Source organism: Streptomyces sp. RLA012 (genome assembly GCF_056270325.1).
In genome coordinates, this window is the sequence record NZ_JBWDPA010000002.1 from 6,067,486 (window position 1) to 6,081,556 (window position 14,071).

At 72.5% G+C, this 14,071-nt stretch carries 10 protein-coding genes, 1 tRNA gene and 1 riboswitch; of the genes, 7 read left to right on the top strand and 4 right to left on the bottom strand.

Features of this window, described 5'->3' with window-relative positions; all coding sequences use genetic code 11:
- Positions 1–37 precede the first annotated feature (37 nt).
- The 6 genes from RV986_RS27800 to RV986_RS27825 all read left to right on the top strand — a co-directional run bounded on the left by RV986_RS27800 (position 38) and on the right by RV986_RS27825 (position 5,574).
- Entirely contained in the window at positions 38–1,180 is a 1,143-nt protein-coding gene (locus RV986_RS27800) for a dihydrofolate reductase family protein (protein ID WP_475919992.1), read from the top strand.
- 140 nt (positions 1,181–1,320) lie between these two features.
- Positions 1,321–1,394: transfer RNA gene (locus RV986_RS27805), tRNA-Met, on the top strand.
- Between the two features lie 213 nt (positions 1,395–1,607).
- Positions 1,608–1,787, top strand: a complete 180-nt coding sequence (locus RV986_RS27810; protein WP_475919993.1) for a hypothetical protein — start codon at positions 1,608–1,610, stop codon at positions 1,785–1,787.
- A 76-nt stretch (positions 1,788–1,863) separates the two neighbouring features.
- Positions 1,864–3,111, top strand: coding sequence for a PP2C family protein-serine/threonine phosphatase (locus RV986_RS27815; RefSeq protein WP_475919994.1), 1,248 nt, complete (start codon positions 1,864–1,866; stop codon positions 3,109–3,111).
- Between the two features lie 235 nt (positions 3,112–3,346).
- A riboswitch (cyclic di-AMP (ydaO/yuaA leader) is annotated at positions 3,347–3,504 on the top strand.
- Positions 3,505–3,515: 11 nt separating this feature from the next.
- A complete protein-coding gene (locus RV986_RS27820; protein WP_475919995.1) occupies positions 3,516–4,562 on the top strand; it encodes a M23 family metallopeptidase in 1,047 nt (348 codons plus the stop codon).
- 67 nt (positions 4,563–4,629) lie between these two features.
- Positions 4,630–5,574 carry an aldo/keto reductase gene (locus RV986_RS27825; RefSeq protein WP_475919996.1) on the top strand — a complete coding sequence of 315 codons (945 nt, stop codon included), beginning with the start codon at positions 4,630–4,632 and terminating at the stop codon, positions 5,572–5,574.
- Between the two features lie 49 nt (positions 5,575–5,623).
- Here RV986_RS27825 and RV986_RS27830 read toward each other — a convergent pair whose 3' ends face one another.
- The 4 genes from RV986_RS27830 to RV986_RS27845 form a co-directional block, all read right to left on the bottom strand.
- Positions 5,624–7,051 carry a PrsW family intramembrane metalloprotease gene (locus RV986_RS27830; RefSeq protein WP_475919997.1) on the bottom strand — a complete coding sequence of 476 codons (1,428 nt, stop codon included), beginning with the start codon at positions 7,049–7,051 and terminating at the stop codon, positions 5,624–5,626.
- Between the two features lie 65 nt (positions 7,052–7,116).
- Entirely contained in the window at positions 7,117–7,956 is an 840-nt protein-coding gene (gene trmB / locus RV986_RS27835) for a tRNA (guanosine(46)-N7)-methyltransferase TrmB (RefSeq protein WP_475919998.1), read from the bottom strand.
- A gap of 228 nt (positions 7,957–8,184) precedes the next feature.
- A complete protein-coding gene (gene lhgO / locus RV986_RS27840; protein ID WP_475919999.1) occupies positions 8,185–9,399 on the bottom strand; it encodes an L-2-hydroxyglutarate oxidase in 1,215 nt (404 codons plus the stop codon).
- 203 nt (positions 9,400–9,602) lie between these two features.
- Positions 9,603–11,027 (bottom strand): MFS transporter, encoded by a 1,425-nt coding sequence (locus tag RV986_RS27845; RefSeq protein WP_475920000.1) that lies wholly within the window; start codon positions 11,025–11,027, stop codon positions 9,603–9,605.
- Between the two features lie 747 nt (positions 11,028–11,774).
- Here RV986_RS27845 and RV986_RS27850 point away from each other — a divergent pair.
- Positions 11,775–13,877 carry an asparagine synthase-related protein gene (locus tag RV986_RS27850; RefSeq protein WP_475920001.1) on the top strand — a complete coding sequence of 701 codons (2,103 nt, stop codon included), beginning with the start codon at positions 11,775–11,777 and terminating at the stop codon, positions 13,875–13,877.
- The last annotated feature ends 194 nt before the right edge of the window (positions 13,878–14,071 follow it).

The window sequence follows — 14,071 nt, forward strand, 5'->3', positions numbered from 1 at the left end:
CTAGGAGCCCAGAGCTCGGAGCTGGAGGGTGCGTCCCATGCCCCACCCCTATGTCCTGTTGTCCGCCGCCGTCTCCCTCGACGGCTTCCTGGACGACACCGGCCCCGAACGGCTGCTGCTCTCGGGTCCGGCCGACTTCGACCGGGTCGACGAGGTGCGGGCGTCCAGCGACGCGATCCTGATCGGCGCCGGCACCATCCGCGCGGACAACCCCCGGCTCCTCGTCAACTCCGCCGAGCGGCGGGCGGCACGGGTCGCCGCCGGGCGCCCGGAGTACCCGCTCAAGGTCACCGTCAGCGGGTCCGGCGACCTCGATCCGGCCGCGCAGTTCTGGCACACGGGCGGCGAGAAGGTCCTTTACACGACCGACAAGGGCGCCGGACGGGCCGCCGACGCCCTGCGCGGACTGGCTGTCGACGTGGTCCCGACCGGGGCCGAGCTGGACTGGCGCGTCGTACTCGAACACCTTCACGACGTACGAGGGGTGCGGCGCCTCATGGTCGAGGGCGGCGGGCGGGTGCACACCCAGCTGATGGGACAGGGGCTCGCCGATGAGCTGCAGCTCGCCGTCGCCCCGCTCTTCGTGGGGGAGCCGGACGCGCCACGGCTGTTCGGACCCGGTGGGTATCCGCCCGGGCGGCTGCGGCTGGTGGAGACGCGGCCGGTCGGGGACGTCGTCCTCATCCGGTACGTTCCCACCGCGCCCGGGACCGGCGGGCTCGCCGCCGCGGCGGACCGGCACTGGCTGGGCATCGCATGCGAGCTCGCGGGGCTGTGTCCGCCGTCGGAGACCGCGTTCAGCGTGGGGGCGGTGGTGGTGGCGGCCGACGGGACCGAGCTGGCGCGCGGCCACTCGCGGGAGGGCGACGACCCCGTCGTGCACGCCGAGGAGGCGGCGCTCGCGAAGATCGACCCCGCGGATCCGCGCCTCGGCTCCGCCACCGTCTACAGCAGCCTGGAGCCCTGCGCCCGGCGCGCGTCCCGGCCCGCGCCCTGTGCGCGGCTGATCCTCGACGCGGGCGTACGGCGGGTGGTCACCGCCTGGCGCGAGCCCGACACCTTCGTGGCGGCGGCCGACGGGAGTGGGCTGCTGACGGCCGCGGGGGCGGACGTCGTCGTACTGCCGGAATTCGAGGAGCGGGCCATGGCGCCCAACCGTCACCTTCTTGCTGCCGGATAGCACCCCGGTTCTTTCTGCCGGACAGCACCCCGGGCACCCTTCGGAAGCCCCCGGATCGGCCCCCCCGCGTCGCCTGCGTGGCCGCCCGTGAAAACCCTGGTGAATCGGGTCCCGCGGATGGCGTACACTGATTTCAACGACGCGGGGTGGAGCAGCTCGGTAGCTCGCTGGGCTCATAACCCAGAGGTCGCAGGTTCAAATCCTGTCCCCGCTACTGAAGGCCAAGGGCCGGAACTCGGAAACGAGTTCCGGCCCTTGGTTTTTCCTCTCCCGTCGAAGTCTCCCGTCGAAGTCTCCCGTCGGAGTCTCCCGTCGAGGCCTCCCGTCGAGCTCTCCCTGTCGAGTTCCCTCTGCTGAGTCTTCCCTGCCGAGTTTCCCTTGCCGAGTTTTCCCTGCCGAGCCGACTTTCTGTAGTCTTCCGATCACTATGAGTCGTCTTCGGTGGCTGATGCGGCAGGGATCGGCGCTCGCGCTGCTGCTCGCCGCGTGCGCGTTGTTCCTCGGGGCCTGCCACGGCGGCCGCGACTTCCTGCCGCACGGCGGGACCGTCATCGCCCCGGCCGGGTACCACCACGGATGCGGCGGTACCGAGAGGTGTCCCGCCTGATCGGCGCCACCCCGGTGCGTCCCTCGGTCGGGCCACCGGATTCGCCCTCCGCCCCCGCTCCGGGAAACCTGGACGGGTGGGGCAGCGAGGAGGTGCGCAGCAGGCCGACGAGCCGCATGACGGGGCGCGCGGAGAGCCGAGCGACCGGTCAGGTGGACGGCCGCCCGGCGACCCCGTGCCCGATCCGGGGCCGGGGGACGAACCGACGCCCGGACCGGGCGGAGCGGACCGGAGAGGGATCTCGGACGCGCGGACCGTCGCACGGGCGCTGCCCGCGCTGCTGATCGTCGCAGGGATGGTCTACGACTACTACACCCCGTCGGCCTTCACCGCCGGCCCCCTCTTCACGGCCGCGCCCCTCGTGGCCGCCCCGTTCTTCTCGCTGCGCGGCACACTGCTCACCGGCGTCGCGGCGCTCGCCGGGGTGCTCGCGGTCCATATCAAGCTCGGTATCGCCCTCGGGGTGGGCGCGATCACGGAGGCCGTCACGGTGGCGACCGTCGCCGCGCTGGCCGTGCTCATCAACATCCTCGTGCGCCGCACCGGTGAACGGCTCGCCTCGGCCCACCAGATCGCCGAGGCGGCCCAGCGCGCCGTACTGCCGGAACCCGACGAACGCATCGGCGGGCTGGAGGTCGCGGCGCGCTACGAGGCCGCGCAGGCGGGCGCGTCCATCGGCGGTGACCTGTACGCGGTGCAGGACTCCCCGCACGGTGTACGGCTGATCGTGGGCGACGTACGCGGGAAGGGCATGGGCGCGGTGGCCGTCGTGGCGGTGGTCATCGGGGCGTTCCGGGAGGCGGCCGAGCAGGAGACGACCCTGGAGGCGGTCGCACAGCGGCTGGAGCGGGCGCTGACCCGCGGGGGTACCCGGCGCGACGACCTCGACGCCTCCGAGGGGTTCACCACCGCCGTCCTCGCGGAGATCCCGCACGAGGGCGATGTCGTACGGATCGTCAACCGCGGCCATCCGTCCCCGCTGCTCCTGCACGCGGACGGAACGCTGGACACGCTCGCCGCCGTGAACCCCGCACTGCCGCTCGGGATGGGCGAGTTGGGCACCTGGCCGGACCGCGCGCAGGAGACGCACTTCCCGCACGGTGCCATGTTCCTGCTCCACACGGACGGCCTGTCCGAGGCGCGCGACGCGCACGGGCGCTTCTACGACCCGGCCGCGCGCCTGGCCGGCCGGACCTTCCCGGGTCCCGACGCCCTGCTGACCACGCTCGCGGAGGAGGTCCGCCGGTACACGGGCGGCGCCCTGACGGACGACATGGCGCTGCTCGCCGTACGGCGGCCGTGCCCGCCACGGAGGCCTTCTTGATCATTGTCACGAGGGGTGATCGGGCGATGTCCCTCCGCGTAACAGGTGACGCACCGTCAAGCAACCCGGAAGTGGGGGCGCGCGGCCAACTCGCCCCGATTTTCGCCGGTCGTGACCTGTAAGTCCTGGCCAAGAGTCGTTAATGATCAGCACGAACGGCTTGGAATCCGGTACCCGAGTCTATTAACGTTCGATAACGCAGCGCGGTCGTCCCAGCCGTCACAAGAGTCGGCTCCGTGCGCACGCGCCGAATCCCGCAAGGGAACCGGGGAACCACCAACTTGGGGTGAATCGAGCGTCTTTCACGGTGGAGACACCGTGGGTTGACGCGCGTAGGAGACCTTCCTGCTCCGAACCCGTCAGCTAACCCGGTAGGCGAGAAGGAAGGAAAGGAGCACGCCCACGTGGCGTCCAACCGGCCCGCCCAGCCCACTTCGTTCGCGCCGAGCGACACTCAGACTTTTGGCTACGCCTACGGCAAGGACGGCAAGGACGAGGGCCCCTGGGAGGAGTGGAATCCCACCGCGGATTCCGTCCGTCCCGTCCGCGGCCGGCACCGCGTCTCCAAGCAGCGCGGGGGCGGACTCGCCCGTAGCTCCACGGTTCTGGGCGTCGGCGTCATAGCCGCCGTCGGCGCGGGTGGCATGGCCACCGCGGCGCCCGGCAAGCCCCCGGTGTCCATCTCGCTGCCCGACCTGGCCTCGGTCACCCAGTCCGCCAAGGCGTTGATCTCCGACGGCGGCTCCAGCACGCCGAAGGGCTCCGCCACCCCGCTCACCAGCGCCGGTGTGACGACTGCCGACGCCGCGCAGGGCAACAAGGACGCGGGCGAGGCGCTGCGCGCCCGCATCATCCAGCAGGCCGAGGCGCAGCAGGACCAGGTCGACAACGCGGCCCAGGCCGCCGCCGAGGCCGCCGCCACGAAGAAGGCGGTCGCGCTGGCCGCCCAGCAGCAGGACGACGCCAAGGCCAAGGCCGCCGCCGCGAAGCAGAAGGCGGCCGACGAGGCCAAGCAGAAGGCCGAGGCCGCGCGCCTCGCCGAGCTCGCCAAGAGCTACACGCTGCCGACCTCCTCGTACACCCTGACCTCCCGCTTCGGCGACGCCGGCTCCATGTGGTCCTCCGGCTACCACACCGGCCTCGACTTCGCGGCCCCCACCGGCACGCTGATCAAGGCGATCCACAGCGGCACCGTCACCGAGGCGGGCTGGGCCGGCTCGTACGGCTACCGCACGATCCTCACCCTCGACGACGGCACGGAGCTGTGGTTCTGTCACCAGTCCTCCATCAGTGTCGGCGTGGGGCAGAAGGTGGCCACCGGTGAGGTCATCGGGCGCGTGGGCGCGACCGGCAACGTGACCGGGCCGCACCTGCACCTGGAGGTCCACCCCGGCGCCGGCAGCGCGATCGACCCGATGGCGTGGCTGCAGAGCAAGGGCCTGAACCCCTGACGCCAGTGGTGCGGCGGCAGGCCTGAGTGCGGAATACGTCAGTCCGGTACGGGTGTTGAATTGAGGCATGACTTCTCTTCGCAAGCTCGGTTCCTCCGGCCTGGAGGTCTTCCCGCTCGCCCTCGGCGGCAACGTCTTCGGCTGGACCGCGGACGAGGCGCAGTCCTTCGCCGTGCTCGACGCGTACACGGCCGGGGGCGGCAACTTCGTCGACACCGCCGACGGCTACTCGGCCTGGGTTCCCGGCAACTCGGGCGGCGAATCGGAGACGATCATCGGCAAGTGGTTCGCCGCGCGCGGCAACCGCTCCGATGTCGTCCTGGCGACCAAGGTCGCCAGCCACCCCGAGTACAAGGGCCTGTCCCCGGCGAACATCAAGGCCGCTGCCGACGCCTCGCTGCGCCGCCTCGGCACGGACTACATCGACCTCTACTACACCCACTTCGACGACACCTCGGTGCCGGTCGAGGAGATCATCGGCGCGCTCGACGAGCTGGTCCGGGCCGGCAAGGTCCGGGAGATCGCCGCCTCCAACATCTCCGCCGAGCGGCTCGCGGAGTCCGTGGAGTTCTCCGACCGCGAGGGCCTCGCGCGCTACGTCGCCCTCCAGCCGCACTACAACCTCGTCTCGCGCGACACCTACGAGGGCCCGCTCCAGGAGGTCGCCTCCCGGACCGGCCTGGCCGCCGTCCCGTACTACGCGCTCGCGTCCGGCTTCCTCACCGGCAAGTACCGCCCGGGTACGACGGTCGACTCCGCGCGGGCCGCGGGCGCCGGCAAGCACCTCGAATCCGAGCGCGGCATCCGCGTCCTGGCCGCCCTCGACGAGGTCGCCGGGGCCCACGACGCCGAGGTCGCCACGGTCGCCCTGGCCTGGCTCGCCGCCCGGCCGACGGTCGCGGCGCCCATCGCCTCGGCACGGACGGTCGAGCAGCTTCCGGCGCTGCTGGCGGTGGCGGACCTGACCCTCACGGACGCGGAACTGGCGAAGCTGACGACGGCATCCGTCTGAGGCCCGAGACCGGCAGGGCCTGAGGTCTAGGACTGGTAGGGCCTGAGGTCTAGGACTGGTAGGGGTTGTACGTGGGATACGGCGCCGCCGGCGCGGGACGGGGTGTCGTGGTGGCGGGATACGGCGTCACGGTGGTGGCGTACGGCTGCTCGGGCAGCGGCCCGTAGCCGTACCCGGACCGGGGCGGCGGCACCGGCACCGGGACGGCCGGGGCCGTCGCCTGAGCCGCGTACGCGAGGGACGGGCGGGCGACCTCCCGGCGGCGCCACAACTCGTGCAGCAACTCCCGCTCCCGTACGACGAAGTCGGCGTCCGCGCGGCCACGCCGCCCCCGGTGCCGCAGGAAGGCGAGCGAGGTCGCGTACGCCTCGTACTGCGCGACCGAGCGTGCCGCGGCCCTGCCGAAGTGGTGGGCGGCGTAGTCGCGGGCCAGCCGCCGTGCCCGCATCGAACCGAGGGCGTACGGCTCGGGCGCGGTCAGCCACCCGGCGGCGGAGTACGCCGGCAGTTCGGTCTGTACGATCTTCAGCTCGCGCTGCCGCGTCCAGATGACGAGGAAGGTGAGCAGCCCGAACGCGGGCACCATGAACGCGCCGTACACCGCGTAGAACCCGTACTCGCCGAAGTTCGACGAGCCGTTCCACACGGAGTGCATGCCCATCGCGAGCAGCAGGCCGGTCAGGGGAAGCAGGGCGCGGCGCAGGTGCTGGCGCTCGGCCGACAGCGCCGCGATGCCGAAGCCGATGCCGGTGAGCACGGTGAACAGCGGGTGCGCGAACGGCGACATCACCACCCGGACGAAGAAGGTCGCGGCGGTGACGGAGGTCAGTCCGCGGTCACCGCTGAGCTGGTCCGTGCCGAACGCGGTGCCGAGGTAGAGGATGTTCTCGGTGAAGGCGAAGCCGGTGGCGGTGACCCCGGCTATGACGACCCCGTCGACGATCCCGGTGAAGTCCCGGCGACGGAAGAGGAAGATCAGCAGCACGGCCGCCGCCTTCGCGGACTCCTCCACGATGGGCGCTATGACCGTCGCGCCGAGGGTGTCGGCGCTGGACGGGTCGGCGGTGGCGGTCGCTATCCATCTGGTCGCGAAGCTGTTGGCGACGATCGCTATGAGCGCCGCCGCGCAGGCCCCCCAGGCGAAGGCGAAGAGCAGGTTGCGCCAGGGGCCGGGCTCCACCCGGTCCAGCCAGCGGAACGCGGCCACCAGGAGCGGGACGGGCAGGACGGCCAGGCCGAGCCCGACCAGGAAGCCCTCGGTGCCGGTCTGCCGGCGGACCAGGGCCAGGATGACGAGACCCGAGAGCGCGAGCAGGGTGACCAGCGCGCTGTAGCGCACCCTCCCCCAAGCTCTCGACTGCGCTCGAGCAGGGAGGTACCCCCATCTCTGCCACCAGTGCGCGTGCCGCAGGGCACCGTCGGCCGGCCCGCCGGTGGGACCGCCGGGATGCGTCGGGTAGGCGGGAAAGGTGGCCACGGCATTGACCCTAACGAGGGAGGGGCGCTGCCCGCGACGGTGCCCGGTGTGGCGCGCGAGGCGTTTCAGTCGCCGGATGTGTGCTGGTCTCGGTGCTGTACGCGCCGGAACAGAAGGTCGTTCACCACATGACCTTTGTCCAGTCCCTGGCCCTCGAAACGGGTCAGCGGCCGGAAGTCCGGACGTGGCGCGTAACCGCCGTCGGGCCGGGTGTTCTCGAAGTCCGGGTGCGCGCCGAGTACTTCCAGCATCTGTTCGGCGTACGGCTCCCAGTCGGTCGCGCAGTGCACCAGTGCGCCCGGCTTGAGGCGGCTCGCGGCGAGGGTGAGGAACTCCGGCTGGATCAGCCGCCGTTTGTGGTGGCGCTTCTTGGGCCAGGGGTCGGGAAAGTACACGCGCAGCCCGCTCAGTGAATCCGGTGCGAGCATCTCCCTGAGCAGGATGATCGCGTCACCGTTCCCGACCCGGATGTTGGTGAGCCCGTTCTGGTCCGCGAGATTGAGCAGGTTGCCCTGCCCCGGTGTGTGCACGTCGACGGCCAGGATCCCCGTCCGCGGGTCCTCCGCCGCCATCTGCGCGGTGGCCTCGCCCATGCCGAACCCGATTTCGAGTACGACGGGACGGTCGCCCCCGAACAGCTCCGCGAGGTCGATCACCCGCTGCCCGTCGATGTCGAGCCCCCACTTGGGCCACAGCCGCTGCAGCGCGTCCGCCTGCCCGGTCGTCACCCGGCTGCGGCGCGGCTGGAAACTCCGGATCCGCCGCTCGAAGTGCGACCCGGCGGGGTCGGCCTTCGGCCCGTCGGGGAACCTGGGCTCTCCCTTGGCACGGGGATGCCGGTGAGGGTCGCCGCCGCCGGTGGGGGTGGACCGGGGCTCTTCGGGGAAGTCAGGAGAGTCAGACACAGTGGGGTCGATTTTACGGCGCGACCGGGAGCGGTCCTTCGCCCCTGGGGGGCTGCGCCCCCCAGACCACCCGGGGTGGGTTTGTCGGGTGCGAGTGCGGGTGCGGGTGAGCGGGGGCTGGTCGCGCAGTTTCCCGCGCCCCTGAAAGCCTTGGGCGCAGGCCCGCACCACTCGGCCCGTCCGGGGCGGCGGGGGCGGCGGGGGCGGAGAAAGCCGGGGTGGGCTCCGTCAGACCCCCGTCGATGTCCCCAACGCCCTCAGTGCCCTCCGGGCAACCTCTCTCCCGATCGGCAGCGAGGCCGTCGCGGCCGGAGACGGCGCGTTCAGCACATGCACCGTGCGCGCCCCCTCCTCGATCAGGAAGTCGTCCACCAGCGTCCCGTCCCGGAGCACCGCCTGCGCCCGGACACCCGCCGCGGCCGGTATCAGATCGTCCGGCGTCACCGCCGGCAGCAGCCGCCGCACGGCCTCGGTGAACGCCGCCTTGGACACCGACCGCCGCAGCTCCCCCGCCCCGTACCGCCAGTGCCGCCGAGCGATCCGCCAGGACCCGGGCCAGGCCAGGCTCGCGCCCACCTCGCGGGGCCGGACGACCCCCCACCCGTATCCCTCCCGGGCGAGCGCGGGCACCGCGTTGGGCCCGATGTGCACGCCTCCGTCGATCCCCCGGGTGAGATGCACGCCCAGGAAGGGGAAGGCGGGGTCCGGCACCGGATAGACCAGGCCGCGCACCAGCTCGGGACGCGCCAGTGAGTAGTACTCACCGCGGAACGGGATGATCCGCATCCCGGGCTCGTCCCCGACCAGGCGCGCGATCTCGTCGCAGTGCAGGCCCGCGCAGTTGACCAGCACACGTCCCCGCACGACCGCCCCGTCCCGGGTGCGGACGGCGACGCCGAGGGCGGCCCGCCGGTCGACCCGGACGACCTCCGCCCCGTACCGGATCTCCGCCCCGGAGGCCTCGGCGAGCTGCCGGGTCACGGCGACGAAGTCGCACACCCCCGTCGTGCCGACGTGGATCGCGGCGAGGCCGTGGACCTCCGGCTCGTACTCCGCCAACTGGGCGGGGCCCAGCTCCCGCACCGGAATCCCGTTCTCCCGCCCGCGCTGCACGAGTCCGTGCAGGCGGGGCAGCTCCGCCTTGTCGGTGGCGACGATCAGCTTGCCGGTGACGGCGTGCGCGATGTCGTACTCGGCGCAGAACTTGACCATCTCGGCGGCGCCCCGCACCGCGTACCGCGCCTTCAGCGAGCCCGGGCGGTAGTAGATCCCGCTGTGGATCACTCCGCTGTTGTGCCCCGTCTGATGGTGGGCGGGGCCCTGTTCCTTCTCCAGCACCGTCACCCGCGTGCCCGGCGCGGCGCGTGTGATCGCATACGCCGTCGACAGACCGACGATCCCGCCGCCGATCACCAGCACATCGCAGTCGTAAACGATCCGCACCTGCTCCACCTCCCGGCTTCAAGAGTGCACTGCGCCACTGACAACGCCCTCAAACCCGCGAAGCGCCGGAAGCGGCGCCCTACCGAGCCCCGCAGGGGCGCGGGGCTGCGACATGGTGCGGCTGCGCCGCGTGGGCGCGGCCAGCCACAAGCGACCCGCAGCCGAGAACCACCCGGGGTCGTACCGGTCCTCCGGCGGAGCGACTACGCGGGAGCCATCAGCAGCGGCCGTGCGCGCTCCCGCAGCTCCACCACGCGCGGTTCGTCGCCGTACGGCTCCAGGCGGTGCAGGAGGTCCTTCACGTACTCGGTCGTGCGCGCGGAGGAGATCCGCCCGGCGACCTCCACCGCCCGTACGCCCTGTTCGCATGCCGCGTCCAGATTGCCCGACTCGAGCTCGGCGACCGCCGACACCACCAGCCGAAGGCCGTGCGAGCGTACGAACTCCTCCGTCGGCTTCGACAGTGCCTGCTCGGTGAAGCGGCGGACCTGGCGCGGCGCCTTGAGGTCGCGGTAGCACTCGGCCGCGTCCGCGGCGAAACGGTCGTACGAGTAGAAGCCGAGCCAGGACGGGTCGTGATCGCCGTCCCTGGCCCGCTCCAGCCAGCCCTCCGCGGCCCGCAGGGCTCCGCCGGCCGCCTGGGCGTCACCCGCACGCGCGTGGGCACGTGCCTCGACGAGGCGGAAGAAGCTCATCGTGCGGGCGGTGGCGAGGCCGCGGTTGCGCTCCAGAGCGGCCTGGGCGAGATCGACGCCCTCGTCGCCGAAGCCGCGGTAGGTCGCCTGGAGCGACATGGAGGCCAGTACATAGCCCCCCAGGGGGACGTCGGCGGCCGCTCGGGCCAGGCGCAGGGCCTGGATGTAGTAGCGCTGGGCGGCCTCCTGCTGTCCCGTGTCGAAGGCCATCCAGCCCGCCAGGCGGGTGAGTTCGGCCGACGCTCCGAAGAGGGCCCTTCCGACCTCGTCCGAGTACGAGCCGAGCAGCAGCGGCGCCGCCTCGACCCGCAGACATTCCGGCACCATCGACGAACGCCAGTCGCCGCCTCCGTACTTGGAGTCCCAGCGCCTGGCGTCCTCTGCTGCCTCGCGGAGCTTCTGCACATCGCTGTGGCCGACTTTCAGTGGTGCCCCGGAGCCCTCGGAAGGGTTCGCGTCCCGCGCCACCGAACTGTCGGCCGGGGTTATCAGCCACCGTGAAGCGGGAGTCGCGTAAGCGCTCACTGCGAAGGATCCCGCCAGCGACTGCCAGATACCGCCGCCGCCGGCCCGGCGGCCGGCGAGGTCGAGGCGGTACAGCTCGGTGGCCGACCTCACCGCCTGTCCGACGTCACGGGGGAAGGCGAGGCCCACCTCGGGCGCGGGATCCGCGTCCGCCAGACCGATCTCGTGGAGCGGCACCGGGCGGCCGAGCTTCTGTCCGATGGCGGCCGCGATGAGGTGCGGAGCGGCACCTTGCGGCACCATTCCCTTCGACACCCAGCGCGCCACGGACGTCTTGTCGTAGCGAAGAGTCAACCCGCGTTGAGCGCCAAGATCGTTGACGCGCCGCGCGAGTCCTGCGTTGCTGATTCCCGCGAGGGCGAGAACGGCGCCGAGTTTTTCGTTCGGCCCGCGTTGCTCCCTGGACATGCGCCACCCCTCGACACAGACGGCTGCCGCGCTGGCATAACCATGCGGCATTCGTAAACCCAGCGTAGTTCGCCGCATCCCAAGCGTTAAGGGGCGTCGTTCCGGATGGCGGGATTGTGGTCCGTACGGAAGTACGGACGGTCGCGGCGTGCTCCCGCTGTGTGGCCGTGCGCCTCTCCGTGCGCTCTTCTCCGGCCACCGGGGGAGCGCTTCCATGGATCGTGCGTGGGTCGGCCCGCTGTACTGGATCCAGTGGGCTGGGGGACACCGCCGCCTACATCCCCGCGGGCGGCGGACCGGTCCGGGAGGCGAACTCCGCCTCCCGGACTGTGCGTTGCCAAAGCGGTGCGCAGGGCCTGTACGGAGCGTGTGCGCGGCTGTCCGCCCGCAGGCGATTTGGCCGAAAATCGACGGTGGTCTTTGCAGGCAATTAGCGCTTCTACCACGTCACTTGAGGGCGCGTGAGGTGCTTTCGGGGAGCGTATCGGGGGCGCATTCGCGTCGCCGAACCGCCCCCGCCGATTCGTCGTTCCCAGTGATTCTCTCGCGATCCGCTTGCCTCGGGCGGGTGTTCGCATCTGCTTCGGATCGGCTTTGCACTGCCCCCGTGGCGGCGCGAACGCCTTCGCAGGGGCGCACTCCAGGGGGCGCGAGCCGCCGTAGGAACCCTCCGGAGCGCATTCTTCGTGACAGCATGGTGCCGAGTTCGTACGGTGCACTGGTTGTCCACAGCCTGTGGAGGCGGCGATGCGATGGTTGGTGGGGTGGAGCAGTACCGCCGCCAGAGCGCCCGAGATCGGCTCGGCGGGCGCCACCGGAAGCGACGGCGAGACCGTGCACCCGGTGGGTTCCCAACTCCTGTGGGGCGACCCCGATCCGCTCTGGGCGGTCGGCGACTGGCGCCCCGACGAGGTGCGCGTCATCAAGGCCGACGCGCAGAACCGGATCGCCGTCCTCGGCATCTGCGGGGCGAGCGACGAGGAACTCAAGCTCGGCCTCTTCGCCGCGCGCGGCGGGGCACTGCGCCATCTCACCGCCTGGTCCGGCAGCTACACCGCCGTCGTCCAGGTCGGCCGGCGCACCACCGTCGCGGGTGACCTCGCGGGCGCCAGGCCCGTCTTCCACACCCCCTGGGCGGGCGGTACGGCCTACGCGACCGCCGCGCTGCCCCTCGCCGACCTCATCGAGGCGAACCTCGACTTCGGGCACCTGGCGGCCCTGCTCGCCGCCCCCGACGTACCGGCCGCGGTCCATGAATCGACCCCGTACGACGGCGTGCGGCGCATTCCGCCGGGGCATGCGCTGATCCTGCGCGCGGGTGCCCGTGAGATCGCCGGGTACGAGCCCGTCGCCTCCCTCGCCGTCGCCGCGCCCATCGCGGACCCCGACAGCGCGGTGGACGGCGTCCGGGACGCCCTCGTGGAGGCCGTACGCGCGCGTCTCGCGGCTCCCCGGCACGTCCCCGGGACCGACATCGACCCCGGGCCCGTACCCGGGATGGGGCCCGCGGAGCGGCGCGCGGCGCGCGGGATGCCCGTGCCCGGGATCGGGGCCGACCTCTCCGGAGGACCCGCGTCGGGGACGCTGGCCCTGCTCGCGGCCGGGTTGCCGGGGGCGCCCGGCACGGTCCTGGGGCACGGCACGGGGGCCGGGGAGCGGCTTCTCGCGGTGACGTTCAACGACCTCGCCGTGCGCGGGCGGGAGGCCGAGGTGGAGCGTGCCGGGACGCTCGCCGCGAATCCCCGGCTGCACCATGTGGTCGTCGCCGGGGGCGAAGAGGTGCTTCCGTACGCCGACCTGGAGGGCCCGCTGACCGACGAGCCCGGACCGTCGCTCGTGACGGCGGCCCGGCACCGCGCCCGGCTCTCCTCCGGGAGCGCGGACCACTTCACGGGATACGGCGCCCGGCAGGTCCTGGACGCCCACCCGGCCCGGCTGGCCGATCTGCTGATGGACCGCAAGAGACGCCATCTCGTGCGTCCCGTCGCCGCCCTGGCGAGGGCGGACGGCTCCGTCATGGTCCCCGCGCGCGTGTACGGCGCGGCGCGCAAGCTCGCCCGTACGCCGTACCGGACCGGTGTCGACGTCCTCGCCGACCGGCTGCTGCGCCGGAGCTTCGAGGAACCGGGGGGTGCGGTGGGTGCCTCACTCGCCGCGCTCACCTGGGCCAGGCCCGGCCCCGCGGCGCGTTGGCTGACCGGTGAGGCGTTGGCTGAAGTATCGGTTCGCCTGCAAGGAACCACAGGTCGGGTGGGGGTCGGGGGCGGTCCCGGACAGCGGCCCGGGGACTTCCGCGCACGGGCGGCGCTGGCGCGGCACGCCGCCGATCTGCGGGTCCTGGAGCAGGCCGCCGAGATCCGCTTCCAGCGGCTGCACGCGCCGTTCCTGGACAACCAGGTCGTCCGTGCGTGCCGGGCGTTGCCGGAGGCGTTGCGGGTTCAGCCCGGGGCGCGTGCCGCGATCCTCCGTACGGTGCTGGAGGGTGCCGGGGTGACCGACCTGCCGCCCGGGTGGGGCGCGCCGTCGCACGCGTCCTCGGCGGCGGCCGCGCGGATGGGGTTGCGGGTGGCCGCGGACTCCCTGATCGCGCTGTTCGACACTCCTCTGCTGGCGCAGGCGGGGCTGGTGGAGGCGCGGGTCGTGCGCAAGGCCCTGCGGGCGGCTGCGGCGGGGGAGGCGTTGCCCCTGGACGGGCTGGCGGATCTGGTCTCCCTGGAGCTGTGGCTGCGGCGGCTGCTGGCGCGCCGGGGGACGTGCTGGACGGGGACGCCTGCGCGGCAGCGGGCGGTACCGGCGGGGATTGTGCCGCAGGGGCGGGCGTTGGGGGCGGGGGCCGGGGGGCGGGGGTAGCACCTGCCCGGGGGTGGGTCGGGGCCGTGCCGGTACGTCGAGCCCGTCGCCGCCGGATCAGACGTGAGGTGCACAAGCGAGCCGCTGCCAAATCCGAACGTACGCGACGGGCTTTCGACGCACCGGCACGGCCCCTTCCGTGGGTGGGCCGGGTGCGGGTGAGGGGCGGGCCTGTCGAGCATCCGGTGAGCTGG